The sequence below is a fragment of the Bacillus sp. JZ39 genome, from assembly GCF_053903145.1.
Map to the genome: position 1 here is coordinate 3,605,201 of NZ_CP096389.1, position 25,306 is coordinate 3,630,506.

General features: G+C 46.2%; 22 protein-coding genes and 1 pseudogene. 7 read left to right on the forward strand and 16 right to left on the reverse strand.

The window, feature by feature from the left end; all coding sequences use genetic code 11:
• Nucleotides 1-168 precede the first annotated feature (168 nt).
• The 3 genes from rpoE to M1D65_RS18505 all read right to left on the reverse strand — a co-directional run bounded on the left by rpoE (nt 169) and on the right by M1D65_RS18505 (nt 4,126).
• The gene (rpoE, locus tag M1D65_RS18495; RefSeq protein ID WP_003227609.1) at nt 169-690 is read right to left on the reverse strand and encodes a DNA-directed RNA polymerase subunit delta; all 522 of its coding nucleotides are present in this window, start codon (nt 688-690) and stop codon (nt 169-171) included.
• Nucleotides 691-872: 182 nt separating this feature from the next.
• Complete coding sequence (gene acdA, locus M1D65_RS18500) at nt 873-2,012, reverse strand: acyl-CoA dehydrogenase AcdA (RefSeq protein WP_014478272.1); 1,140 nt, start codon at nt 2,010-2,012, stop codon at nt 873-875.
• Nucleotides 2,009-4,126: a heterodisulfide reductase-related iron-sulfur binding cluster gene (locus M1D65_RS18505; protein ID WP_456270677.1), complete on the reverse strand. Its 2,118-nt coding sequence runs from the start codon at nt 4,124-4,126 to the stop codon at nt 2,009-2,011. Before M1D65_RS18505 ends, acdA begins: the two co-directional genes overlap by 4 nt.
• Before the next feature lie 154 nt (nt 4,127-4,280).
• On the opposite strand from M1D65_RS18505, the gene cls (M1D65_RS18510) reads away from it, so the two are divergent.
• The 3 genes from cls (M1D65_RS18510) to M1D65_RS18520 all read left to right on the forward strand — a co-directional run bounded on the left by cls (M1D65_RS18510) (nt 4,281) and on the right by M1D65_RS18520 (nt 6,805).
• Nucleotides 4,281-5,477 (forward strand): cardiolipin synthase, encoded by a 1,197-nt coding sequence (cls, locus tag M1D65_RS18510; RefSeq protein ID WP_456270678.1) that lies wholly within the window; start codon nt 4,281-4,283, stop codon nt 5,475-5,477.
• Nucleotides 5,478-5,489: 12 nt separating this feature from the next.
• Complete coding sequence (gene uvsE, locus M1D65_RS18515; protein WP_064671468.1) at nt 5,490-6,452, forward strand: UV DNA damage repair endonuclease UvsE; 963 nt, start codon at nt 5,490-5,492, stop codon at nt 6,450-6,452.
• Between the two features lie 80 nt (nt 6,453-6,532).
• Complete coding sequence (locus tag M1D65_RS18520; protein ID WP_003227597.1) at nt 6,533-6,805, forward strand: hypothetical protein; 273 nt, start codon at nt 6,533-6,535, stop codon at nt 6,803-6,805.
• Between the two features lie 41 nt (nt 6,806-6,846).
• On the opposite strand, the gene M1D65_RS18525 is transcribed toward M1D65_RS18520, so the two are convergent.
• From M1D65_RS18525 to arfM, 9 genes and pseudogenes are all read right to left on the reverse strand, one after another.
• Nucleotides 6,847-7,371: a dihydrofolate reductase family protein gene (locus M1D65_RS18525; RefSeq protein ID WP_003227595.1), complete on the reverse strand. Its 525-nt coding sequence runs from the start codon at nt 7,369-7,371 to the stop codon at nt 6,847-6,849.
• A gap of 9 nt (nt 7,372-7,380) precedes the next feature.
• The gene (locus tag M1D65_RS18530) at nt 7,381-9,108 is read right to left on the reverse strand and encodes an ABC transporter ATP-binding protein (protein ID WP_064671467.1); all 1,728 of its coding nucleotides are present in this window, start codon (nt 9,106-9,108) and stop codon (nt 7,381-7,383) included.
• Nucleotides 9,109-9,196: 88 nt separating this feature from the next.
• Nucleotides 9,197-10,699, reverse strand: coding sequence for a cardiolipin synthase (cls, locus tag M1D65_RS18535; protein WP_021480827.1), 1,503 nt, complete (start codon nt 10,697-10,699; stop codon nt 9,197-9,199).
• 130 nt (nt 10,700-10,829) lie between these two features.
• Nucleotides 10,830-11,035: pseudogene (locus tag M1D65_RS18540) on the reverse strand (YitT family protein); the annotation flags it as partial.
• 158 nt (nt 11,036-11,193) lie between these two features.
• Nucleotides 11,194-11,865 (reverse strand): respiratory nitrate reductase subunit gamma, encoded by a 672-nt coding sequence (gene narI, locus M1D65_RS18545; RefSeq protein WP_003242665.1) that lies wholly within the window; start codon nt 11,863-11,865, stop codon nt 11,194-11,196.
• A complete protein-coding gene (gene narJ / locus M1D65_RS18550; protein ID WP_064671466.1) occupies nt 11,862-12,416 on the reverse strand; it encodes a nitrate reductase molybdenum cofactor assembly chaperone in 555 nt (184 codons plus the stop codon). The genes narI and narJ overlap by 4 nt, the downstream gene beginning before the upstream one ends.
• A gap of 25 nt (nt 12,417-12,441) precedes the next feature.
• Nucleotides 12,442-13,905, reverse strand: coding sequence for a nitrate reductase subunit beta (narH, locus tag M1D65_RS18555; protein WP_032727059.1), 1,464 nt, complete (start codon nt 13,903-13,905; stop codon nt 12,442-12,444).
• Nucleotides 13,895-17,581 (reverse strand): nitrate reductase subunit alpha, encoded by a 3,687-nt coding sequence (locus tag M1D65_RS18560; RefSeq protein ID WP_064671465.1) that lies wholly within the window; start codon nt 17,579-17,581, stop codon nt 13,895-13,897. Before M1D65_RS18560 ends, narH begins: the two co-directional genes overlap by 11 nt.
• A 194-nt stretch (nt 17,582-17,775) precedes the next feature.
• Nucleotides 17,776-18,252, reverse strand: a complete 477-nt coding sequence (gene arfM, locus M1D65_RS18565) for a Crp/Fnr family transcriptional regulator ArfM (protein ID WP_064671464.1) — start codon at nt 18,250-18,252, stop codon at nt 17,776-17,778.
• 143 nt (nt 18,253-18,395) lie between these two features.
• On the opposite strand from arfM, the gene M1D65_RS18570 reads away from it, so the two are divergent.
• Nucleotides 18,396-19,115, forward strand: a complete 720-nt coding sequence (locus M1D65_RS18570) for a YwiC-like family protein (RefSeq protein WP_064671463.1) — start codon at nt 18,396-18,398, stop codon at nt 19,113-19,115.
• A 31-nt stretch (nt 19,116-19,146) separates the two neighbouring features.
• Here the strand turns inward: M1D65_RS18570 and fnr are convergent, their stop codons facing one another.
• The 4 genes from fnr to M1D65_RS18590 all read right to left on the reverse strand — a co-directional run bounded on the left by fnr (nt 19,147) and on the right by M1D65_RS18590 (nt 23,380).
• A complete protein-coding gene (gene fnr / locus M1D65_RS18575; protein WP_064671462.1) occupies nt 19,147-19,863 on the reverse strand; it encodes a fumarate/nitrate reduction transcriptional regulator Fnr in 717 nt (238 codons plus the stop codon).
• A 98-nt stretch (nt 19,864-19,961) separates the two neighbouring features.
• Nucleotides 19,962-21,149, reverse strand: a complete 1,188-nt coding sequence (gene narK, locus M1D65_RS18580; RefSeq protein ID WP_014478287.1) for a nitrate transporter NarK — start codon at nt 21,147-21,149, stop codon at nt 19,962-19,964.
• Between the two features lie 135 nt (nt 21,150-21,284).
• A complete protein-coding gene (argS, locus tag M1D65_RS18585; protein WP_015250994.1) occupies nt 21,285-22,955 on the reverse strand; it encodes an arginine--tRNA ligase in 1,671 nt (556 codons plus the stop codon).
• Nucleotides 22,952-23,380 (reverse strand): DUF1934 domain-containing protein, encoded by a 429-nt coding sequence (locus M1D65_RS18590; protein WP_003243604.1) that lies wholly within the window; start codon nt 23,378-23,380, stop codon nt 22,952-22,954. Before M1D65_RS18590 ends, argS begins: the two co-directional genes overlap by 4 nt.
• Before the next feature lie 312 nt (nt 23,381-23,692).
• Here M1D65_RS18590 and sboA point away from each other — a divergent pair, with 312 nt between their 5' ends.
• The 3 genes from sboA to albA are packed head-to-tail and all read left to right on the forward strand — an operon-like array spanning nt 23,693 to nt 25,304.
• On the forward strand, nt 23,693-23,824 hold the full coding sequence (gene sboA, locus M1D65_RS18595; RefSeq protein WP_003222002.1) for a subtilosin A: 132 nt from the start codon (nt 23,693-23,695) through the stop codon (nt 23,822-23,824).
• On the forward strand, nt 23,781-23,933 hold the full coding sequence (gene sboX / locus M1D65_RS18600; protein WP_010886632.1) for a bacteriocin-like protein SboX: 153 nt from the start codon (nt 23,781-23,783) through the stop codon (nt 23,931-23,933). Before sboA ends, sboX begins: the two co-directional genes overlap by 44 nt.
• A 24-nt stretch (nt 23,934-23,957) precedes the next feature.
• A complete protein-coding gene (albA, locus tag M1D65_RS18605; RefSeq protein WP_015714887.1) occupies nt 23,958-25,304 on the forward strand; it encodes a subtilosin maturase AlbA in 1,347 nt (448 codons plus the stop codon).
• Nucleotides 25,305-25,306 lie beyond the last annotated feature (2 nt).

Below are 25,306 nucleotides of genomic sequence, written 5' to 3' on the forward strand. Positions count from 1 at the left end.
TAAATGATTTATAAGAAAAATGAGGGGTGAAAATAAGAAAGCTCCCTTTCAATTTCTTGAAAGGGAGCATAACGTACTATGTTCTCTCTTCGTTTTTGAAGAGCCCAAAATACATACTACATAGTTCGACTATGAAAGTCAAGATCGTTTTGAAGATGAAATCTGATACTATTTAATTTCCTCTTCTTCATCATCATAGTCTTCATCATCTTCATCAATAATATCTTCTTCGATCTCAAGATCATCGTCGTCTTCATCAAGATCTTCATCGTCAAAATCGTCAGCTTCAAGATCGAGTTCTTCCTCAACTTCATCCAAATCAAGGTCGTCTTCGTCGATCTCTTCAAACTCGTCAAGATCAAGATCTTCTTCGACTGCTTTCTTCGCTTTTTTCTTTTTCGCCTTGACTGTCGGCTGAGTTTCTTCATCAAGCTGATCATACGGATACCAGCTGCGAAGCCCCCACGTCTGGTCAGAAAGCGCCAGGAAGCGGCCGTCAATGTTTAAATCTGTATAAAATTGAGCGATGCGGTCTCCAAGCTCTTCTTTTTTCACGCCGAGCAAAGATGCGATTTCATTTAAAAGCTCCTGAAAAGGAACTGGTTTTTTATGTTCTTCAAATAATTCGTGAGCGATTTCAACTAAAGCCATTTCCTTTAGCTCTTCCTGTGAATATTGTTTGATACCCAAGGTCGGACACTCCCTTTCTATTACTTATATGTATCTGTTTTATCAATAATGAAAGCGATTTTGTATCGTTCTTATACAAACCATACCTCTCATTATAAACAAAATAAAACAGAATATGCTACCCTTAACAGCGTTAATTTAAATAATTTTACAAGAGTGATCCGACTGAGAGATGTTTTCCGTTAATCCGCGAGCATTCTGGAGATGACCAGTCTTTGAATTTCTTGAGTGCCTTCATAGATTTGCGTGATTTTTGCATCACGCATATAGCGTTCTACCGGATAATCTTTTGTATAGCCGTAGCCGCCGAAAATCTGCACGGCTTCGGTCGTTACCTTCATCGCCGTATCCCCAGCCATCAGTTTGGACATGGCGGAAGCTTTTCCATATGGAAGGCCCGATGATTCTAACCACGCAGCCTGATAGGTCAATAGCCTTGAAGCTTCTATCATTGTCGCCATATCCGCGAGTTTAAAAGCGATGCCCTGCTGCTCGGCGATCGATTTTCCGAATTGCTTTCGCTCTTTTGCATATTGAAGCGCCGCATCAAGCGCTCCTTGGGCGATGCCTACGGCTTGTGCAGCTATGCCGTTTCTGCCTCCGTCAAGCGTCTTCATCGCGATTTTGAAGCCTTCTCCCTCTTCTCCGAGACGCTTTGATGCGGGCACTACACAATCTTCGAACATGATTTCCGTTGTCGGTGAAGAACGGATGCCCAGCTTCTTTTCTTTCTTGCCTGTAAAAAATCCTTCAAAATCCTTTTCTACTATAAAAGCGGTAATACCTTTTTTCTTTTTCTCGGGATCGGTGACGGCAAAAACAATGTAAATATCAGCAACGCCGCCGTTTGTGATAAACACTTTGGAACCATTTAACACATAGTCATCGCCGATTCGTTCAGCAGTTGTTTTCATGCTGCCGGCGTCAGAGCCAGACCCTGCTTCGGTCAAAGCGAATGCGCCGATTTTCTCTCCGAGGGCCAGCTGTGTTAAGTACTCTGTCTTCTGTTCCTCTGTCCCAAAGGCAAACAGCGGCCAGCTGCAAAGAGAGATATGGGCGGAAAGCGTCACACCGGTGGAGGCGCACACTTTTGACAGCTCCTCCACCGCGATGACATAGGCTAAATAGTCACTTCCGATTCCGCCGTAATCTTCAGGCCACGGAATTCCCGTCAGCCCCAGATTTGCCATTTCCCGAAACAGCTCGCGATCGAAGCGTTCTTGTTCGTCTCGTTCTGCTGCTGTCGGGGCCACCTCATGCTTCGCAAAATCGCGCACCAATTTTCGTATCATCTCATGTTCTTCTGATAATGAAAAATTCATTGCTTCTCCCCCATTTTCAGATCAGCGCCTAAAACGGATTGAGCCAGAAGCTCGACGACGTCGTACGTTTTGACTTGGTCTTCGGCTTCCTTCGCCTTTGTGCCGTCCCCAAGCATTGTGAGACAATACGGACAGCCAGAACTGATCACCGATGGATTGACTGCGAGCGCTTGCTCTGTCCTGGCGACGTTAATCCTGTTTCCTGTTTCTTCCTCCATCCACATTAATCCCCCGCCAGCTCCGCAGCACATGCCGGTTTCCCGGTTTCTCTCCATTTCAACAAGCTGCACGCCCGGAATGGCTTTCAAAATCTCTCTCGGCGGATCATAGACTTCATTGTACCGGCCCAAATAGCACGAATCATGGAAGGTAATCGTCTCATGAAGCGGGTGCTGCGGTCTTAATTTTCCGTTTTTCACAAGCTCGGCCAGCACTTCTGTATGATGATAAACCTCGCCTTCAAATCCGAAATCCGGATATTCGTTTTTAAATAAATTGTATGCATGGGGATCGATCGTAACGATTTTTTTGACATCATTTTTTTCAAATTCAGAAATATTCTTCTCAACCAGCTCTTGGAACAAAAATTCATTTCCGAGGCGGCGCGGCGTGTCTCCTGAATTTTTTTCTTTATTGCCGAGGATCGCGAAGGACACGCCCGCGTGATTGAGCAGCTTGGCAAAGGAAATTGCGATTTTCTGGCTTCTGTTGTCGTAAGACCCCATGGAGCCTACCCAGAAAAGGTACTCAAATTCTTTTCCTTCTTTTTTCATTTCTTTTACAGTCGGAATCTCAGCATCCGGCGCCTCGTCACGCCAATTTTCACGTTCCTTGCGGTTGAGTCCCCACGGATTCCCCTGCCGCTCAATACTTGTCATTGCGCGCTGGGCGTCACTGTCCATTTTTCCTTCTGTCAGTACGAGGTAGCGGCGGAGATCGATGATTTTATCCACGTGCTCATTCATGACCGGGCATTGATCCTCACAGTTTCGGCAAGTGGTGCATGCCCAAATTTCTTCCTCTGTGATGACGTCGCCGATCAAGCTTGGATTGTAATCAAGCGCCGCTGCGGCTTCCTGCGATCCGCTGCCCGCTGACGAAGCAGCCAGCTGATTGCCTCTCGTATGCCGAAACGCTGCTGCGGGCACCCATGGGGAGCGCGAGGTGACGGCAGCGCCTTTTTCCGTGAGATGGTCTCTGAGACGCAAAATCAAGTCCATCGGAGAAAGCATTTTTCCGGTGCCTGTTGCAGGACACATATTGGTACAGCGGCCGCACTCGACACACGCGTACAGATCAAGCAGCTGAGACTGTCTGAAATCCTCAATTTTTCCCGCTCCGTAGCTTTCTTTCGTTTCGTCGGTAAAATCAATTTTTTCAAGTTTTCCGGCAGATTCCATCCGATTGAAAAAGACGTTTGCCGGGCCGGCGATTAAATGGGCATGCTTCGACTGAGGCACGTACACTAAAAAGCTAAGCAAGAACAGAAGATGGATCCACCAAGCGATATAGAAAATCACCGCCGCGCCTGTTTTCCCGACACCGCTAAGCATAAACGCAATACCTGAGGCAATTGGCTCGCTCCAAGAAAGCCCATGCTCATGCCAAATCAGATTCATCCCGTTCCCAAGCAGAACGGTCAGCATTAATCCTCCGATAAAAATGAGAACGAGTCCGGCTTTGAAACCGCGTTTCAGCCTCACGAGCTTTTCGATATAACGTCTGTAGAATGCCCACCCAACAGCAATTAAAATGAGAAACGTAACAATTTCCTGAAAAAAGGTGAAGGCGGGATAGACAGGGCCAAGCGGCAGATTCCGATCGGGAGCCAGTCCTTTGATGATAAAGTCAATAGCTCCAAACTGAACCAATATAAATCCGTAGAAAAACATGACGTGAATGACTCCGCTTTTCTTGTCCTTGAGCAGTTTTTTCTGCCCGAATACATTCACCCAAATGGCGTGAAGCCGTTCCTTGAACCGTTGATCAAATTGTTCTTTCTGGCCGAGCTTGATGTAGGCCAGTCTCGTTTTGACCAAGTACACAAACAAATAGACAGCGTAAGCGGTTACAATCAGAAATAATAATGCATTTGCGATGAGAAAGCCGCTCATTCCAATTCCCCCTTTTTACTGATAAAGACCGCGATCCCCTACCCCCGAATCTGTATAAGATTATCTTTATGATAAATAATGAATGAGTGTTCAGTCAATAATTAAATTCCTGCTGTTCGGGCACACTACCTTTACTACGGAAAGGAGTGCCGGTATGAAGGTATTTATCGTGATTATGATCATTGTCGTTATTTTCTTTGCCTTGATTCTGCTTGATATCTTCATGGGCCGTGCCGGATACAGAAAAAAGGCGTACGAGCCTGTTTTTTCAAAAAAGAAGAGTGACATCGAATTGATCCACTGCGGCGCTGATCTCGTTGAGCGGATGATGAATGATATTCGCCAGTCCGCCTCTTCTGTTCACATGATGTTTTTTATTATGAAAAATGATGAGGTCAGCCACAATATGTATACCTTGCTGAAAACAAAAGCCCAAGCTGGCGTCTCCGTTTATTTACTTCTGGATTGGGCTGGTTGCCGGGCAATTAAAAAAACGGCGCTGCAGACGATGAAAAATGCCGGCGTCCATGTCCATGTGATGAATCGTCCCCGTTTTCCTTTTTTCTTTTTTCACATGCAAAAACGGAATCACCGGAAGATTACAGTGATAGACGGAAAAATTGGTTATATCGGCGGGTTTAATATCGCCGAAGAATATCTTGGAAAGAAGGCGAAGTTCGGCAATTGGGAGGATTATCATCTGCGCATGATGGGAGAAGGCGTACATGATCTTCAAACGCTTTTTGCTTCTGATCTAAAACGAAATACCGGAATCCAACTGGGTTCGGATGTTTGGCCAAAGCTTCAGCAAGGGACTATTTCTCACAAGATATATGCGACCGACGGTTATTCCCTTGAAAACAAATACTTGGCCAATATTGCCCAAGCGAAGAATCGCCTTACGGTTTGCACGCCTTATTACATTCCATCAAAGCCGCTTCAAGAGGCCCTCATTAACGCAAGAAAAAACGGCGTATCCGTGAGAATCATTGTACCGATGAAATCAGACCATCCGCTGGTACGAGAAGCGGCTTTTACGTATTATTCGGAGCTCTTGGATGCCGGCTGTCTTATTTATCGTTATTATCAAGGGTTTTATCATGTAAAAGCCCTCATCATAGACGACCACCTCAGCATAATCGGAACAGCCAACTTCGATAAACGAAGCATGTTTTTAAATGAAGAGGTGAATGTCGAAATTGATGACGAAGCGTTTACAAGTGAAGTCTATGCCACGATTGAGGAGGATATGAAAAAGTCGGAGCGGCTGACGATGGAGGATTTCAGCAAGCGCACATTCAGGCAGCGCCCGGCGGAATGGCTCGGCAGGGCATTATCTTATTTCTTATAAAGGAGAGTTCCTATGATTTTCAGATTCGGGTTCGTTTCAAATGCGATGAGCCTTTGGGATGCGTCTCCCGCTAAAACATTGACATTCGCGCGTTATTCAAAGCTTTCAAAGACTGAAAGAAAAGAAGCGCTTCTGACTGTGACAAAAGCCAATTTGCGCAATACGATGAGAACCCTTCACTATATCATCGGACACGGCATCCCTTTGTACCGTTTTTCCAGTTCGATTGTGCCGCTGGCTACGCATCCCGACGTGATGTGGGATTTTGTAACACCGTTTCAAAAAGAGTTTCGGGAGATTGGAGAGCTTGTTAAAACCCATCAACTGCGAACAAGCTTTCATCCAAATCAATTCACTCTGTTTACGAGCCCGAAGGAATCCCTCACAAAAAATGCGGTAACCGATATGGCGTATCACTACCGCATGCTTGAAGCCATGGGCATTGCTGATCGCTCCGTTATCAACATTCATATTGGCGGCGCTTACGGAAATAAAGACACCGCCACTGCACAATTTCATCAAAATATAAAACAGCTGCCGCAGGAGATCAAAGAGCGGATGACACTTGAAAATGATGATAAAACATATACAACGGAAGAAACGCTTCAGGTCTGTGAGCAGGAGGATGTTCCGTTTGTCTTTGACTTTCATCATTTTTACGCCAATCCAGACGATCACGCCGACCTGAATGTAGCACTGCCCCGCATGATCAAAACGTGGGAGCGGATCGGCCTTCAGCCAAAGGTTCACTTGTCTTCCCCAAAATCGGAACAAGCGATACGCAGCCATGCCGATTATGTTGACGCCAACTTTTTGCTGCCGCTGTTGGAACGCTTTAGGCAATGGGGAACGAATATTGATTTCATGATTGAAGCAAAGCAGAAAGACAAGGCGCTTCTCCGTTTGATGGATGAATTAAGCTCCATCCGTGGTGTCAAACGCCTCGGGGGCGGTGCGCTGCAATGGAAATCATAAATGTGCAAAAATAGGTTTACGACTTGTCAGCTTTGGGAACTTAGGCTATATAAGACAACAATCGATGGAGGAGAAAGATCATGAAAAATATCAAGTCTCTGAAAGTAGCCGCACAGGCCTTTACTTTAAGAAATTTGATTCATCTTTATAAAATGTGCCATTCCGGAAGCCACGAGGTTTATATTTATTCAAAGAAAACGATGTGCAAAATCAAAAGCTTAATTGAGCTTGAAACATTCCGCATGGCTCATAATGAAAAGGAATATCTGATCGTAGTTGAAGGAACAAAAGCATCACAGCTCATTGAAAAATTCCAAAATCTCATCGAGCCTGCTGAGAGAGAAGCGCTCTAACTTACATACAAAAAAGGATAGACATCTGTCTATCCTTTTTCTTATGCTCTTACATAATGGAGCTGAACCGCTTGTCCAAATTGTTTTGTCCCTTTTAACCGCAGTTTTGTTTCATTTGTTAGTTCGTGAAACAGCGGGATGCCGCTTCCTAAAACGACGGGAATAACAGTGATGATGAATTCGTCGATGGCATCTTCTTTCATAAAGTCATTCACAAGCTCTGCCCCGCCAGCTATCCAGATGTTTGAGCCTTTTTCCTGTTTCAAACGGGCAGTGAAGGCTCTGGCTCCCTCATTGATAAACGTCACATGTTCATCTTGATAACTGTCGGGCGATCCTGTAAAAACATAGCAGGTTTTATCCTGATACGGGAAAACCGGTGTTAGCACTTTAACGTGCTCATATGTGCTCCGCCCTAGAATGACTGTATCAACAGTCTGATAAAAATCACTGTAGCCGTTGTCACCTTCACCTTCAAATTCATCCAGCCAATCGATGCTTCCATCTTCTTTTGCGATCATCCCGTCCAATGAAACAGCAATGTACAGCACAGTTTTTCTTTCCATGTTCTCCTCCTATCGATGCACCATTTGCCCGAATTGCGCTTGATGCAGCCTGCTGTATAGGCCTCCGGCTTCGATCAGGTCTTGATGACGGCCTTGTTCTTCAATACCGTTGTTTGTGACGACTACAATTCTGTCCGCGTCTTTGATCGTTGCCAGCCTGTGGGCGATGACAAGCGTCGTGCGCCCCTCAGACAACTCTTGAAGGGCCTTTTGGATCGCCGCTTCCGTCTCTGTATCAAGAGCTGAGGTGGCTTCGTCGAGAATCAAGATCGACGGATTTTTCAAGAACATCCTTGCAATTGACAGACGCTGTTTTTGCCCGCCGGAAAGCTTCACGCCGCGTTCGCCAATCATAGTATCCAACCCATCGGGCATGTTATGGACGAGCTCTTCCAGATGCGCCTGCTTCACAGCTTGCCAAATGTCTTCTTCTGATGCGCCTAATCGGCCGTAGGCGATATTTTCTCTAAGCGTGCCCGAGAATAAGAAAACGTCCTGCTGCACGACGCCAATCTGCCCGCGCAACGAAGAAAGCGTCATGTCTTTTATACTGATGCCGTCAATCGTAATGTCGCCCTCCGATGCTTCATAAAAACGCGGAAGCAGACTGCAAAGCGTTGATTTCCCCGCACCTGACGGACCGACGAACGCCACCGTTTCCCCCGCTTGAATGGATAGGTTGATGTCATTGAGGACATTGTGATGGTCATCATAGCCAAACGAAACATGTTTATAGCGGATATTGCCCTTCAGGCCGGAAACATCTCTCGCATCAGGTGAATCCTGAATGTCCGGCTCTGTCTCCATGAGCTCCATATAGCTTTTGAAACCCGCGATCCCCCTCGGATACATTTCGATAATGGCATTAATTTTGTCAATAGGCCTGAACAGCACATTCGTCAGGAGCACAAACGCCACAAATTCCCCGTACGATAAGGAGCCGCGAATGACAAACCACGTCCCGCACAAAAGAACAAACAGCGTGACAAACCGAGTCAGCATATAGCTGATTGACCCGTTTTTCGCCATGATTTTGTAGGAAGAAAGCTTTGTGGCACGGAAACGCTGGTTGTTGACGGCGAAGCGTTCTTTTTCAAATGCTTCATTTCCGAACGCCTGCACAAGCCGGATACCGCCGATGTTATTTTCTACACGCGCGCTGAAGTCTCCGATATCCTTGTTCAGCGTGGTAAATGCTTTGGTCATTCTTTTGTTGAAATAAAGCGCTAGCCAAATGACGATCGGCATAATGATAAACGTTAATAAAGCAAGCTGCCAGTTAATAAACAGCATCACTCCGAACGCCCCGAGAATGGTCATGACCGCAATGAATAAGTCTTCCGGTCCGTGATGAGCGACTTCACCGATATACATTAAATCGTTCGTGAGCTTCGACATCAGCGTTCCCGTCTTGTTGTTGTCGTAAAATTTGAACGAGAGCTTTTGCAAATGGTCAAAAAGCGACTTTCTCATATCAGTCTCAATATTGATACCAAGCATGTGTCCCCAGTAGGTCACGATATACTGAAGAGCCGAGCTGAGCGCGTACACCGCAAATAACCCGATTGAGGTCGCGATGATCAGCCCCCAGTCCCTGCCCGGCAGCAAGGTATCAATAAAATAATTGACGATCAAAGGAAAACTCAGCTCCATTAAACCTCCCGCGATCGCTGAGAAAAAGTCGAGAAAGAACAACGTTTTATATGGTTTATAATATGAAAAAAATTGCCGCAGCACCCTATCTTCCCCCAATGTATAAATAACTGATAATATTTCTCAATTATACTATACACGGGCTGTTTTGAAAGATCAGATTTCTTTTTTCTTACAGAACACCTGAAAACAGGCGGGCAAATGACTCTTTTGTCCGGTCAGCCACGCCTCTTTTATAAAAGCCGACAGGGCTGAGCTTTTCACTTTCCTGCATATCCTCTTCAAAATGGATCTCAAGGGTTCGGATCGCTTCGGCATCCGTGAAGAACACATTCACTTCAAAGTTGAGCTGAAAGCTGCGCATGTCCATATTCGCGGTGCCGACGGAGGCGAGATCACCATCAATGATCATGACTTTTTGATGCATGAAGCCTTTTTGGTAGGAGTACACTTCAATGCCCTCAAGAAGCAGCTCCGGGAAATAGGACCTCGACGCGTATTGGGTCAAAAAGCTGTCGTTCTTCTCCGGCACCATAACCCTTACCTCTACCCCCTTTGTCGCCGCTGCTTTTAGCGCCGTGCGAATGGATTCATTGGGGACAAAATAGGGCGTGGCGATCCATATTGATTTCTGCGCTGAAGAAATCATTTCATAATAAAGGTCGCTCATGCTTTCCTTCATGTCAGGGCCTGTCGCGACAATTTGATAAATGCCTCCTCCTTCCACGGGAACCGGGGTATTGTACTCCTCTTGATCAATTAGCACTTCATTGGAGACGTATTCCCAATCCAGCATAAAGATAGCGTGGAGCGTTTGCACAATTTCCCCCTCAAGCCGCAGGTGTGTATCTCTCCAAAATCCGATGTACGGATCTCTGCTGATATATTCCTTTCCAACATTTAATCCGCCCACAAAACCGGTTTTCCCATCGATGATCACGATTTTCCGGTGATTTCTGAAATTCAGCTTCTGGTTGAAAAACCCGTATTTCAGCGGAGAAAACGGGACGATGTCCACCCCCGCTTGTTTCATTCTCATAATATCTCTTCTTGCCAGCTTCATGCTTCCTGCCGCATCGTATAAAAACCTCACCTCGACACCCTGGCGCGCTTTCTCCATCATAATATCCATCATGCCGCGTCCGAGCATGTCTGATTTAAACATGTAGTATTCAATATGTATGTAAGATTCCGCTTTTCTCATTGCTTTGAAAATGTCCGGGAAGGTTTCTTCGCCGTTTTTCAGCACTTTGATGTTGCTTTTCGTATTGATATTCATATGGGCAGCCCTGATGGAATATGTAAAGAACCTCTCTTGATTGTCCTTCAGCCCTGTCACTTCGGGCGTTTCCTCCTTGTCAAACAGCTTCCTGAGCTTTTCCCTGTTGTACATTCGTTTTGTCTTAAACAGCTTTCCCTTTACATAAAGCTGTCCCGAAAACAGATAAAACACGTAGCCGGCGATTGGAAAAAAGACAAGAATATGGATCCACAGCAGCGTGTGCTGCGAGGTGCGGTTTTCAAGAATTAATGAATAGATGCTGAACAAAATAATGCTTATATAGCAAAGCAATCCTCCGTAAAACTCAAGCCTGGAAACCGGAAAAAACCAAATGACATATGCCCCGATGAGCATCATATATAAAAAGAAAAATTCCAGTCTCCTTTTCAGCATCCTGATTCTCTCCAATCTGATTCAATTACCTCTGTATTACCTCTTTTTTCTAATCGATAAACCTTGTAAGTAAATAACCTCTCCGCCGAAGGAGGAGAGGTTTAGAAAAAACTAACTGTCAAGGAATTCATCCGCATCGTTTCTGCAGAAATAAAGCAAGACTATAGGCAACGCCGAGTGACAACATGAGCGGCAGGCTGAACCCGCTGAGCACTCCGGCAAGCGCCGAAAAAGAGGCGGCGCTGTGACTGCAAATACGGTGGATAGAGTGAATTTGATGCCCATTCTGATGAGAGAAAATATATAAAACGGGATATTGATCAGAAAGAAAATAAGGAGTTAGTCAGGCTGAGTCATAATCTGCTGTTCCGCCGGTTTAAAATGAGTAAAATCCGTTTTATTCTTGATGTTATTTCCAAATACAAACACAACAGGATTCCCGGCCGCCCAGCCATTACCTTGGCAGAAAAAACCCCCTCTTGCAAGGGGGATTTTCACGAGCGTTTCCGATATACAACGTAGCTGCGGGTCAGATACTTGAGCGGCAGACTGAACACATGAACCAATCTCGTAAACGGCCACAGGATAAAAACGACGTATCCTATCACAATATGAAACTTAAACCATAGCGGGACACTCTCCATCAAAGAGGCATCAGGCCTGAACAAAACGATTTCCCTGAACCAGGGCCCGACTGTGGTCCGGTAATCGAAGCCTTTCGAATCAATGTTGAGAAACGTGGCCGCAACGCCTGACAGCATCATGAACAGCAGCAGGAGGAGCGTAAGGATATCGGATGGCGAGCTCGTTTTGCGGATTCTTTTGTCAAACAGCCTTCTGTACGTCAGGATGACAAGTCCGGTACATGCCGCAATGCCCGCCGGCAAGCCAGCGCCAATCGCCATTTTGTGATACATATGCTCTGAAATGCCAAGGGAAGCATACACGCCTTCCGGGATCAGAATCCCCATGACATGCCCGCCGACAACGCACAGCAGTCCCCAGTGAAAAAGTGTGCTGCCCGCCGCAAGTTTTTTCTTTTCTAACAGCTCGCTTGATTTCGCCGTCCAGCCAAATTGGTCATGCTGGTAGCGGTAAATATGGCCGCCGATAAAGATCGTCAATACAATGTATGGCATAATACCCCAGAGGATCTGCCCGCTCATGCCTGAACAGCCCCTTCAACGCTTTCACGTACGCCGATGTTTTCAAGCGCGGCCAGCAGCACGTGCAGCAGTTCAGCGTATATACTGTCATTTTTTTCGAGACGGGATGCCAGCTCCCTCACATTGGACAGATATTTCTCAAACACGCTTCTCGCTGCTTCAATTTCTGCAGCCGCAGCAAATTCCAGCATCAGCGGCAGATAATCAGGCAGCTCTTTCTCTGTCGGCAGAAAACCGGATTGTTCGTATGCGTTTTTTAAATGCAGCAATTCAATGCCGCGTTCCCTTTGCTCGCCCGAGTTAAAGTAGGTGACATACATATTTGTTTTTTTCCCAAAGTCGAATGTATAGACATAGTGTTCAATCAGCGCTTCCGGTGAAAAGCTGGCTGACGCCTCGAAAAAGTGCAGCAGCTTCTTCCGGATTTGCCGGTTGCCGATTTCATGGATAAGAGCCTTCCATTCGGGAATCTCGGCTCTCCACTCTTCATCCGGATAAGAGAGAAGAGAGGAAAGAGCGGAGAACGTAATTTGCCGGTCTGTGGTGTTCATCTTGTTACACCTCATTTATCAAAAGTTAGAAACAGGAGCCGGGGCCGCCTGAAAATGATAAGCCGCAGCTCCCTTGTTCAGCATATAAATCTGAAACTTCTTCTCGATGACTGCTCGGTATCACAAAGCGGTCATCATATTTGGCAATCGCAAGCAGCCGATACATATCTTCAATTTGCTGTTCTGTTAAGCCGACACTGGAGATCAGTTCCGGGTCGATTGATTTATTCGTCTGGATCGCTCTCATATACTGGCGCATGACAGACATTTTCTTTAACGTTGACCGAATATGATCCGTATCACCGGCTGTTAACAGCTGCGCCAAATAATCTATCGGGATTCTCATTTGGTCGATAGCCGGAAAAATATCTTCTGCGGATTGCCGGCTGCCTTTTCCTTCAAAGAGATTCATAATCGGACTGAGCGGCGGAATGTACCACACCATTGGCAGCGTGCGGTACTCTGGATGAAGCGGCAGCGCAATCTTCCAGTCAATGATCATTTTATAGATCGGCGATTGCTGCGCAGCCTCTATCCAATCAGACGGAATGCCTTGTTCTTTTGCCAGCTTGGCAACCTCAGGATCATTTGGGTCAAGAAAAACGTCCAATTGTGAATGGTAGAGATCCTTTTCATTTTCAACAGATGCCGCTTCCTCCACTTTGTCCGCGTCATACAGCATGACGCCGAGGTAGCGGATTCTGCCAACACACGTCTCAGAGCAGATGGTCGGCAGTCCCGCCTCCAAACGCGGAAAGCAGAGTGTGCATTTTTCCGCTTTGTTCGTTTGCCAGTTAAAATAGACTTTTTTATAAGGACAGGATGATACGCAATATCTCCATGAACGGCATGCGTTTTGATCCACAAGCACAATGCCGTCCTCCTCGCGTTTGTACATGGCGCCGGATGGACAGGATGATACGCACGCCGGGTTGATGCAGTGCTCGCAAATACGGGGCAAATACATCATAAAGACCTCATCGAATTCTGTTTTGATCGATTCCTCCATCTTTTGTACGTTGGGATCTTCAAGTCCCGTTATGTGGCCGCCCGCGAGATCATCCTCCCAGTTCGGTCCCCATTCGATATTCATAAAATCCCCCGTCAAGGACGATTTCGGGCGTGCTACCGGCTGGTGTTTTTTCTGCGGGCTATTCGTTAATGTTTCATAATCATAGTTCCAGGGCTCATAGTAATCATCAATCGACGGCTGATTCGGATTATAGAAAAGGCCTGCAAGCCGATTGGTTTTCGAGCCCGATTTCAGCTCGAGCTTTCCTTTTTTCAATGTCCAGCCGCCTTTATATTTGTCCTGGTCCTCCCATTGCTTCGGGTAGCCGATGCCCGGCTTTGTTTCTACATTATTGAAGTACATATATTCCGCACCGGAACGGTTTGTCCACGTGTTTTTGCAGGTGACGCTGCACGTGTGGCAGCCGATGCATTTATCCAAGTTCATGACCATACCGATTTGCGCTTTAATCTTCAAGCCAATCGACCTCCTTCAGCTTGCGGATGACGACGTTCAGGTCGCGCTGATTCCCCGTTGGACCGTAATAGTTAAAGCCGTAGCTGAGCTGGGCGTAGCCACCGATCATCTGTGTCGGCTTGACGTGAATCCTTGTCGGGCTGTTATGGGTGCCTCCGCGGTTATTCGTCAGCTTTGTTCCTGGCACGTTGATGTGGCGGTCCTGGGCATGGTGCATAAACGCCATTCCTTTAGGAATCCGATGAGACAAAACGGCTCTCGCGACGACAACACCATTTCGGTTAAAGCATTCAATCCAATCGTTGTCTTTGATATCCGTGTCCTCTGCATCATCTTTATTCATCCACACGGTTGGCCCGCCGCGGAACAGCGTCAGCATTGGCAGAGAATCAAAATACATGCTGTGGACAGACCATTTATTATGCGGCGTCAAATAATTGAGGACGATTTCTTTTCCCTCTTGATCAGGCCGCTTGCTCAGAAACGGGCGATGCTGGAGGATCGGTTTGAATGTCGCCATCGTTTCACCGAATTCCATCATCAGTTCATGATCGACATAATAGGATTGTCTGCCTGTCAGCGTCCGCCACGGAATTAATTTTTCAACATTCGTTGTAAACGGCGAATACCTGCGCCCTCCTTTTTCAGAGCCGGAAAACGCTGGAGACGTGATCACCGTTTTCGGCTGGGCTGTAATTTGTTCGAACGTAAAGCATTCTTCCTCGCGTTCTTCCGCCAGGTCTTTCAGCTTCAGGTTCGTGATGTTTTCAAGTGATTCCCATGCTTTTACTGCGACCTTTCCATTCGAAGTGGATGATAGGGTTAAAATCGCTTCTGCTGCCTGCTTTGCTTCACTTATATTTGGACATCCCTTTGCGACACTGTCCGAGGTGATTTCTCCCAATCTCTGTTTGAGTGATTCATATTCATCGGCTATTGACCAGCTCATCCCTTTTGTTCCGCTCGGCTTTAAAGCAACGTTCGGACCAAGTGCAGTCATTTTATGAAAAATGTGTTTGTAATCCCGTTCAACGACTTGGATGTTCGGCATCGTTTTTCCCGGAATGGCTTCACATTCGCCTTTGCTCCAGTCATTGATTTTGCCGAATGGCTGGGCCAATTCCTGCATGGTGTCATGGAGGAGCGGCGTCGCAACCACTTCTTTCACGGGCTCCATATCGACTTCTTCTGCCAGATCGGAAACGGCTTTTGACAGCGCCTTGAAAATATCCCAGTCTGACTTCGATTCCCACGGAGCCGAGATCGCAGGAGCAAATGGATGAATGAACGGATGCATATCTGTGCTGCTGAGATCGTGTTTTTCATACCATGTCGCCGCCGGCAGCACGATATCGGAATACAGCGCCGTACCGGCCATTCGGAAGTCAAGATTGATTAACAAGTCGAGCTTTCCTTCCGGCGCCTGCTCCCGCCATTTGATTTCTTCAGGGCGGATGCTGTCGCTATCGTCATTCATCAAGCCGTTTGTCGTCCCAAGCAAATGCTTGAGAAAATATTCATGCCCTTTTCCTGAGCTTGAGATCAGATTTGCCCGCCATACGAAGAGATTTCTTGGAAAATTCACTTCATTATCAGGATCTTCAATCGCGAATTTCAGTTTTTTCTCTTGGAGCTGTGAGGCCACGTACGCACCAACGTCTTCAGGTGTTTCTGCCCCTGCTTTTTCAGCTTCTTTATACAGATCGATGCCATTTTGATTGAAAGTCGGGTAAGACGGAAGCCACCCCAGCCGCGCGGCCAGCACATTGTAATCAGCGTGGTGCTTGTAGCGGGATGACGCAGCAATCGGTGATGCCAAATCACTGATCGGCTGGTCCTCATAACGCCACTGATCTGTCGCAAAGTAGAAAAATGAGGTGCCGTTTTGCAGCTTGGGCACGCCCTCCCAGTCCTTTGCAGTTGCAATCGTCTGCCACCCTTCAGCAGGTCGGAGCTTTTCCTGCCCCACGTAATGGGCCCAGCCTCCGCCGTTTACGCCTTGGGCGCCTACAAGTAAAACAAGATTTAACACCGCTCGGTAGATCGTGTCGGAGTTGAACCAGTGGTTAATGCCGGCCCCTACGATAATCATGGACCGGCCGTCTGTATCGATCGCATTTTGAGCAAACTCTCTGGCAATCTTAACGACAGCTTCTTTTTTGATTCCTGTCATTTGTTCCTGCCAGGCAGGCGTAAACGGCTCAGGATCATCATAGGAGACAGCCAATCGTTCGCCGATACCCCGGTTCACGCCGTAGTTAGCCAGTATCAAGTCAAACACGGTCGTGATGTACGTTTCTTCACCGTTCAGGTTCATTTTTTTAATAGGAAGATCCCGCTCGAGCACTTTGTTTCCGTCATTTGAAAAATACGGGATGCGCACCGTGCCGATTTCGTCCTCTATTCCCAGCACAGAGAGACGGGGTTCAATCGGTTCCCCGGTTTCTTCATCAATCATGTGCAGGTTCCATTTCTGCTGCCCGTCCCAGCGCGAGCCCATTGTCCCTTGGGGTATGGCAAATGAACTTGTTTGTTCATCCCAAACCGCAGGCTTCCACTGATCATGCTTTGTCTGCCGCCCGATGTCCTTCGCATGCAGAAACCGTCCCGCTGTGTATACGCCATTTTCTTTTGACAGGGTGACGAGAAATGGAAAATCAGTGTATTGCTTCGCGTACTCAATAAAACGTTCAGTTTCTTGGTTCACGTAAAATTCCTGCAGAATGACATGACCCATCGCCATCGCAAGTGCCCCGTCAGTCCCTTGGCGAATACTCAGCCAGTCATCCGCGAACTTTGAGGATTCCGCAAAATCCGGACTGATCGAAATGACCTTAGCGCCTTTATAGCGGGCCTCCGCCAAAAAATGCGCGTCAGGCGTTCTCGTTAACGGAACGTTGGAGCCCCATGTGAGGATATAGCCGGAATTGTACCAATCACTGCTTTCCGGAACGTCCGTCTGGTCACCCCAAATTTGCGGGGATGCTGGAGGAAGATCCGCATACCAGTCATAAAAACTGAGCATAGGGCCTCCGATTAACGACATAAACCGGGAGCCTGATGCATGGCTGATCATGGACATGGCCGGAATCGGAGAAAAACCGACGTTTCGGTCAGGCCCGTATTTCATCACTGTATACAGCAGAGAGGCTGAAATCAGCTTCAGCACCTCCGGCCACTCAGCGCGCACAAACCCGCCTTTCCCTCTCGCCTGTTTATAGGACTTCGCTTTTTCAGGGTTTTCGACGATCGATTTCCAGGCTTCCAATGGATTTTGATGTTCTTGCAGTGCCTCCCGCCATAAATTAATCAGTACACCGCGCACGTATGGATATTTCACACGCAGCGGGCTGTAGATATACCATGAAAAACTGGCCCCCCGCGGGCAGCCTCTCGGTTCAAAATCAGGCATATCCGGGCCTGTTGATGGATAATTCAAATTTTGCCCTTCCCACGTAACAATTCCATTTTTGACATAAATATTCCAGCTGCAAGACCCTGTACAGTTAACGCCGTGGGTGGAGCGAACGACTTTGTCGTACTGCCATCTGTTTCTGTATACATTCTCCCAATCGCGATCTTCGCGGGTGGTTTGGCTATGTTTATTTGAATGGTGTTCGATAGGAGAGAAATAATTCAATCTCCTAAACAACGGACTCCTTTTCTTTTTCTTCATGAGAGTTCACTCCTTCCGAGTCAGGTGATGCTAAGTTCACTATAAACAGAGACAGCGTGTTTCCTTGTGAACTATGTCACACACTCTGCTTTTTTCACAAAATGTTCACACAAAGGAGAAGGAAGGCTGCGTTCAGGCAGGACGCTTGGGTCATTAGCCGCCTTTCATTCAAAGATCAAAAAAACCGGCTCTATTTAAGAACCGGGCTCAGCGTTTTCATCCTGTGATGTATGCAGATACCGCAAAAATAATTGATAGGAACAAAAAACATTTTGCTGAAGCATAGCCAAAAAGTTCATTTGCAGCTGCGGATGGTAAGACATCATTTTCTTAAATATGTAATATGGGATATTGAGAATCAGAATGTCTGAAGTGGCATTGACTGAGATAAAGGGCGATAAATAAAGCCCGCCTTTTTCATCAATCGGAAACACATCGCCTTTTTCCCACAGCGCAACGGTTTTCGACCCTTCAGGGAGCCTGCTGTCCACGAAACGGACACTGCCTTTTAATACAATATAGACAGATTGAGAATGAAGAAAAGATGGAGACTGATCACATGAGCCGCGGATAAACGTGCCGTTTTTCAGCAAGGTTTCGACAATGGATAGAGGCACTTCATTAAACATAGGAAGTTGTTTCAGAAATAATAAATAGTCACACTGATTCATAGGAAAACCTCCTGTGCTAAGGATAGCTTTAGTGTAGCTCGACTGAGCCTGTACAGCAGTGATGTATTTCACAGCCTGTATGATGAATGTCACTTATCAGGAGGGTGACTGCATTTATAATGAAAGAAAAAAGGAGGATTTCGATGAAGGCGCTGATTCCGAAGCAGCACGGCGCGTGGGCGATGCTGCTGATCCCATTTTTACTCGGCATGGCCAAGGGAGGCCCCGTTATTTGGCATATTCCGCTCTTCCTAGGCTGGCTTTTCCTATACTTAGCGGTTTATCCCTTTACGCTTGCCTTAAAAAAGAAACAAAGCAAACCATATCAAAAGTGGATGTGTTATTACGGTTTTCCCGCCTGCTGCTTTTTGATGATCTCGGTCTTTCATAAGCCGCCTCTCATCTGGGTGGGCGTTTCTTTACTGCCGCTGTTTCTCATACATATGTATTTTGCCCGCCGAAAAAACGAACGAGCCCTATTGAATGATGTTGCAGGTGTCTTGTTCTTTTGTTCGGGCGGGTTTGCGAGCTGCTGGCTGGGGATGGGAACCCTCGACGGCTGGGCTTGGTTTATTTTCTTGCAGTCTGCTTTATTTTTTATCGGGAGTTCCTTTTATGTGAAATCGGTGATTCGTGAAAGAAAAAACAGGACACTTGCATACTGGTCATGGGGATATCACCTGCTGCTCCCCTTTTTATCCGCTCTTTTCGGAGCAGGATGGGCGTTTCTCGCTTTTATCCCGAGCAGCTTGCGGGCATGGTTTTTTCATGGAAGAGATTGGCCCGTAAAAACGATTGGCATTCTGGAAATCGTGAATGCCTGCTTCTTTTTTGCCGTCATGTGCCTCTTTATGACAAGGTAAAAAAACAAGGACACCGCTGTCCTTGTTTTTTTCAGTCAATATTGCAAATCTCCAGCGGGCAATTTTCACACTCAATCTCACATCGTAAATAGTCCCGCTTGTGTAAAATAATTTTTCCGGATTCGTCTATCGAAATAACCCCTTTTTTGCGGAGATCTCCCAGCATACGGTTGATGCTTTCCCGTGCAGCCGCACAAAACTTTGCCAAATCCTGATTTGTCAGGACAATGTTAATCAGAATGCCGTCGCTTCGCTCCACTCCGTAGCTGTTTGATAAGCGGATAAGGGTAGAATAGAGCGCCCCCTTTTTGCCATGAAGAAGCAGATCCCTGATTTTGGACTGAATCTTCCGGAGGTGCGTGCTCATCCATTTCATGAACTCAAATGTCAAAGCGCCGTTTTGGATTAATTCTTTTTCCAGCTTATTTTTATTAATGACGAGCACCTCGCCATCCTCTAGCACTTTTGCACTGAGCATATACCTTGGTTCTTCAGTGAAAAGTGTTAATTCTCCGACGATATCATGCTTTTGGCAGATTCTAAGCGTCAGGTCTTTTCCATCAGATGTCAGCTTGCCGATTTCAATGAGTCCTGATTGAATCAGAAAAAGCTCTTCTGCATCCATTCCTTCTCGAAACAAATACGTGTGTTTTTCCATTTTTCTTTTCGTGCTGATCGATTCCAGCAATTCATGCAGATCGCTGGAAATAAGATCACTATCAGATGGTCGAACAGAGAGAAAATTCATGAGCTCACCTCGAAGAAAGTCACGTTGTGTGTTTATTGTAACGTGAATTGATTTGTACCCATCGAGAAAAAACTAACAATCTTGTGAATGCCCCAGTGTTAGTTGATGCTCTGGCTGTTTCTCTCCGTGTGTGTTTTCATTCTTTCCTGCCAATACATCCATATGACAAGGACAAAGCTGGCTAACGCCACCTCTGAAAGCGCCATAAACCCGATCGCGTACTGGCCTGTTGCCTGAAACACACTCGCCAATATGAGCGGAGGAAAAAAGCCGCCTAATCCGCCCATGGCAGACACAATCCCATTGGCAATCCCCGCTTGCTTGGAAAAATAGAAAGGCACCAGTTTAAAAACAGTCCCGTTTCCTATGCCTGAGCAGACAGCCACGGTTAATGATCCAAACGTATAAAGGCCAATTGTCGGCGAGAACGATAGGATAATGCCTGATAATGTAAGCCCGGCAAAAACAAACATCAAGATGCGGAGCGGGCTCATTTTATCAGCCAGGAATCCGCCCGCAGGCCTGAGCAGCGTAGAAACCGCAATAAAGCCAGCCGTCCGCAAGCCGGCATCTGCAGGATTCAGCCCAAAATGCTCCACCAGAAAGTTCGGCAGATAGATAGTGAAGGCGACAAAGGCACCGAACGTAATAAAATAAAACAGGCTCAGAAACCATAGCACATGATTTCGGTAAACGGCTTTGATTTGAGTCTTAACAGAAACTTTGACCTTCTTCTCATGCCTGTCGCCGAACAAAACGTGCAGTAAGGCAAAGACAGCCAGCAAAACCAGATACATCTGCACGGTTGATTTCCACCCGACGGCTTGAGCGATAACCGGCGCTGCAAATGTCGTAACGGCTGTCCCGATATTTCCTGCACCGTAAATCCCATTGACGACACCGTGCTTTTCTTTCGGATAATATTTCGGGAGGGAGGTCACTCCAATGGAAAACACCGCTCCCCCGATCCCTAAGAAAAAGCCGCCTGCGATTAAATCAAACAGAGAGTCCGCGATACTGATCCAAAATACAGGAAATAAAAGCAGGATGAAGCTGACCATAAACATGAGCCGCGCGCCAAACCTGTTCGTTAAATACCCTAAAGGAATGCGGAGAAGCGACCCGAGGATCACAGGAATCGCCGTCACCAAAGAAATCTCGCCCTTGCTTAAATGAATATCTAATGTGATTTGGGAAATGAGTGATGAAATCAGCACCCAAACCATAAACCCTGCCACCAAGCTTAATGACTGTAACGATAATTGAATGTGTTGACGGTTGATCATTTGGCTTGCCCCTTTCAATGATTCAATAATCAGTCTTATCATACAAAAACTCGCCAAACAGGATTGTGAATTACATCACACGTTTTTCTCATAAAAAAAGGACAAAGCCCGAAGACTTTGTCCTTTTGATCGTGATTACATTTTTTCCGGAGCCGATACGCCGATCAGCTGAAGCGCATTGTTCAGCGTAATTTGCGTTGCCTTCATTAAAGCCAGGCGCGCGCGGCTTTTCTCTTCATTTTCAGGGTCGATGACTTTCTCTGCGTTGTAGAAGCTGTGCAGAGCAGAAGCCAGATCATAAATATAGTTTGTGACACGGTGCGGAATTCGTTTTTCTGCTGCTTCCGCCACTGCCTCTGGGAAGCCGCCGATCGTTTTCAGCAGATCGTATTCTTTTTCTGATTGAATATGGCTGAAATCAAGATCTGCCGCCGGTTTAAGTCCCTGCTCTTCCCCTTGGCGAAGCATGCTGCAAATACGGGCATGCGCGTATTGTGCATAATACACAGGGTTTTCGTTAGATGTTGATACAGCAAGATCTAAGTCAAAATCCATATGGGTGTCCGCACTTCGCATTGCAAAGAAGTAACGAACAGCATCCAAGCCGACTTCTTCAATCAGGTCACGCATCGTTACGGCTTTACCGGTCCGTTTGCTCATTTTCATTTTCTCGCCGTTTTTGTAAAGGTGAACGAGCTGAATGATTTCTACTTCAAGCGTTCCTTTTTCATAGCCCAGTGCTTCGATTGCCGCTTTCATACGCGGGATGTAGCCGTGGTGATCGGCGCCCCAAACATTGATCAGCTTATCAAAGCCGCGGTCAAGCTTGTCCTTATGGTACGCGATATCAGGAAGCAGGTACGTGTACGTGCCGTCCTTCTTGATCAATACGCGGTCTTTATCATCGCCGAACGTCGTGGAACGGAACCAAGTCGCGCCGTCTTCTTCATAGACATGGCCTTTTTCGCGGAGCGCTTCAAGCGCCGTGTCGATTTTTCCATTTTGGTACAGTGAAGTTTCGGAATACCACACATCAAACGGCACACGGAAGTTTTCCAAGTCCTTGCGAAGCTTGTCCAGCTCGTATTTCAGGCCGTATTCACGGAAAAACGCGAGGCGTTCACTTTCCTCTTCGTTAACGAAACGGTCACCGTATTCCTCAGCGAGACGCTTTCCGATCGCAATGATATCCTCGCCGCGGTAGCCATCCTCCGGCATCGGTTTTTCCAATCCGAGCGCTTCAAAGTAACGGACTTCAACAGAAAGCGCCAGATTGTTGATTTGGTTTCCCGCATCGTTAATGTAGTATTCGCGGCTTACATCGTAACCCGCTTTTGAAAGCACGTTGCACAAGGAATCGCCGACAGCCGCCCCGCGCGCATGCCCGAGGTGAAGGTCTCCCGTCGGATTCGCTGATACGAATTCTACCTGAACTCGTTCACCGTTTCCGATGTTTGTTTCCCCGTATGCTTCCCCTGCTTCCAGTACAGACGGAATCAGCTTTGTTAAATATTGATTGTTCATATAGAAATTGATAAAACCCGGGCCGGCGATATCCAGTTTTTCAATCGAAGCCTTTCCTTTATCAAAATGAGCGACAATCTCTTCAGCGATTTGACGCGGCGCTTTTTTTGCCACTCTTGCCAGCTGCATCGCCATATTCGTTGAGTAGTCGCCGTGTGTTTTATCTTTCGGTGTTTCTAAAACAACATTGGGAATCTGGCTTTCTTCAGCCAGTCCCGCTTTCAGAACGGCCGCTTTAATTTCTTCTTTCAGCACGTCCTTCATTTGTTCCGCAATGTTCATGCGTGAGTTCCTCCCTCATACGTGATCGTCATATTATGTAAATGCTCCTGCTCGTCTCCGACATGCATGTCATATGCGATGCTGATACGGCCTTTTTCTTCATCGAGATCAGATTGAATCGATTTTGTGCTTGTTTTCAGCTCAAGCTCACCAAATGACATTTTATATTTAGCAATTGTGGAAGCTCCCGTTACGAAACGCTGATTCATTTTGACAGCGCCTGACCTCATGACCAGGACTTCGCCTTCGCTTACTTTCACAATCGTTTTGACTTTGCCTAAGTCGTGTTCTTCATAATAAGATAGATACACTTTATTTTGTTTTACATAGTAAAATCCGGTGGTGCGGAATTCGATGACTTCTTGGTTTCCGTCATCCTCGATCACAGACTTCACATGGAGTGTTATCGGTGTCTCTTGCTTCATTCTGACACGTCCTTTTCATCATTCCACTTTGACTTGAATAGTATAATCATTCGGTTTGTAAACTTCAACTGCTTCTATCTTACCATCATTGCTCATCAGATTTGAAGATAAACCTCATAAAAAGCATTTCCTTATATAGAAGAGAAAATCATATCACTAATTACCTTTAGGAAATGTTACATTTTTCCGAAATCTATCATTTCCTTTTCACATTTTTTTCAAATTATATGTATTGAATTAGTAATTTGATAGTTTTAAGATAAAAGTACAACATAGATCTGCTAGAAAAACAAAAAAAGGGAGGATTCAATTATGAAAAAAGCTGTCATTGTAGAAAACAAAGGTTGTGCAACATGCTCGATCGGAGCCGCTTGTCTAGTGGACGGTCCTATCCCTGATTTTGAAATTGCCGGTGCAACAGGTCTATTCGGTCTATGGGGGTAAGGATCTCCCAAAAGGGCATAGTCATTCTACTATGCCCTTTTTAAGTAAATTACAATTTTTAACTAAAATCTACCTCTTGGATATACATACACAACCGTTTTTCATTTGAATCATATGTATAGGGGATGGTATTTTGTTTATAGAGCAGATGTTTCCATTTATTAATGAAAGTGTAAGAGTTCACCAGCTTCCTGAGGGCGGCGTGTTAGAAATCGACTACTTGCGCGATAATGTCTCCATTTCTGACTTTGAGTATTTGGATCTCAACAAAACGGCTTACGAGCTCTGCATGCGCATGGATGGCCAAAAAACAGCTGAGCAGATTTTAGCTGAGCAATGTGCAGTGTATGATGAATCACCGGAAGACCATAAAGATTGGTATTACGACATGCTCAACATGCTCCAGAACAAGCAGGTTATTCAGCTTGGAAACCGGGCCAGCCGCCATACAATCACCACGAGCGGAAGCAATGAATTTCCGATGCCGCTCCACGCCACCTTTGAACTGACGCACCGCTGTAATTTGAAATGCGCCCACTGTTATTTGGAAAGCTCACCTGAAGCGCTCGGCACCGTGTCGATTGAGCAATTCAAAAAAACGGCTGATATGCTGTTTGATAACGGTGTATTGACATGCGAAATCACAGGCGGAGAAATTTTTGTCCATCCAAACGCCAATGAGATTCTTGACTATGTGTGTAAAAAGTTCAAAAAAGTCGCTGTCTTAACAAACGGAACACTCATGCGAAAAGAGAGTTTGGAGCTTTTGAAGGCTTACAAGCAAAAAATCATCGTCGGCATTTCTCTTGATAGTGTCAATTCCGAGGTCCATGACTCCTTTAGAGGGAGAAAAGGCTCTTTTGCCCAAACTTGTAAAACGATAAAATTGTTGAGTGACCACGGTATATTTGTCAGAGTCGCCATGTCTGTCTTCGAAAAAAACATGTGGGAAATCCACGATATGGCCCAAAAGGTTCGGGATCTCGGGGCGAAGGCGTTCTCTTACAATTGGGTTGACGATTTCGGAAGAGGCAGGGATATTGTCCATCCAACGAAAGACGCCGAGCAGCACCGCAAGTTTATGGAATACGAGCAAAATGTGATTGATGAGTTTAAAGATCTGATTCCGATTATTCCTTATGAACGAAAACGCGCGGCAAATTGCGGCGCTGGCTGGAAGTCCATTGTGATCAGCCCGTTCGGCGAAGTACGTCCTTGCGCCCTCTTTCCAAAGGAATTTTCATTGGGAAATATTTTTCATGATTCCTATGAAAGCATCTTTAACTCCCCTCTCGTCCATAAATTGTGGCAAGCGCAAGCGCCGCGGTTCAGCGAACATTGCATGAAAGACAAATGCCCGTTCAGCGGCTATTGCGGAGGCTGTTACTTAAAAGGGCTGAACTCTAACAAATATCACCGGAAAAACATTTGCTCTTGGGCGAAAAATGAACAATTAGAAGACGTGGTCCAGCTTATTTAGGA

Coding starts and splice junctions, on each gene's coding strand:
- acdA (WP_014478272.1), bottom strand. CDS start 2,012: ATGAATTTTTCATTATCAGAAGAACATGAGATGATACGAAAATTGGTG.
- M1D65_RS18505 (WP_456270677.1), bottom strand. CDS start 4,126: ATGAGCGGCTTTCTCATCGCAAATGCATTATTATTTCTGATTGTAACC.
- cls (WP_456270678.1), top strand. CDS start 4,281: ATGAAGGTATTTATCGTGATTATGATCATTGTCGTTATTTTCTTTGCC.
- uvsE (WP_064671468.1), top strand. CDS start 5,490: ATGATTTTCAGATTCGGGTTCGTTTCAAATGCGATGAGCCTTTGGGAT.
- M1D65_RS18520 (WP_003227597.1), top strand. CDS start 6,533: ATGAAAAATATCAAGTCTCTGAAAGTAGCCGCACAGGCCTTTACTTTA.
- M1D65_RS18525 (WP_003227595.1), bottom strand. CDS start 7,371: ATGGAAAGAAAAACTGTGCTGTACATTGCTGTTTCATTGGACGGGATG.
- cls (WP_021480827.1), bottom strand. CDS start 10,699: ATGCTGAAAAGGAGACTGGAATTTTTCTTTTTATATATGATGCTCATC.
- narI (WP_003242665.1), bottom strand. CDS start 11,865: ATGAGCGGGCAGATCCTCTGGGGTATTATGCCATACATTGTATTGACG.
- narJ (WP_064671466.1), bottom strand. CDS start 12,416: ATGAACACCACAGACCGGCAAATTACGTTCTCCGCTCTTTCCTCTCTT.
- M1D65_RS18560 (WP_064671465.1), bottom strand. CDS start 17,581: ATGAAGAAAAAGAAAAGGAGTCCGTTGTTTAGGAGATTGAATTATTTC.
- arfM (WP_064671464.1), bottom strand. CDS start 18,252: ATGAATCAGTGTGACTATTTATTATTTCTGAAACAACTTCCTATGTTT.
- M1D65_RS18570 (WP_064671463.1), top strand. CDS start 18,396: ATGAAGGCGCTGATTCCGAAGCAGCACGGCGCGTGGGCGATGCTGCTG.
- fnr (WP_064671462.1), bottom strand. CDS start 19,863: ATGAATTTTCTCTCTGTTCGACCATCTGATAGTGATCTTATTTCCAGC.
- narK (WP_014478287.1), bottom strand. CDS start 21,149: ATGATCAACCGTCAACACATTCAATTATCGTTACAGTCATTAAGCTTG.
- argS (WP_015250994.1), bottom strand. CDS start 22,955: ATGAACATTGCGGAACAAATGAAGGACGTGCTGAAAGAAGAAATTAAA.
- M1D65_RS18590 (WP_003243604.1), bottom strand. CDS start 23,380: ATGAAGCAAGAGACACCGATAACACTCCATGTGAAGTCTGTGATCGAG.
- sboA (WP_003222002.1), top strand. CDS start 23,693: ATGAAAAAAGCTGTCATTGTAGAAAACAAAGGTTGTGCAACATGCTCG.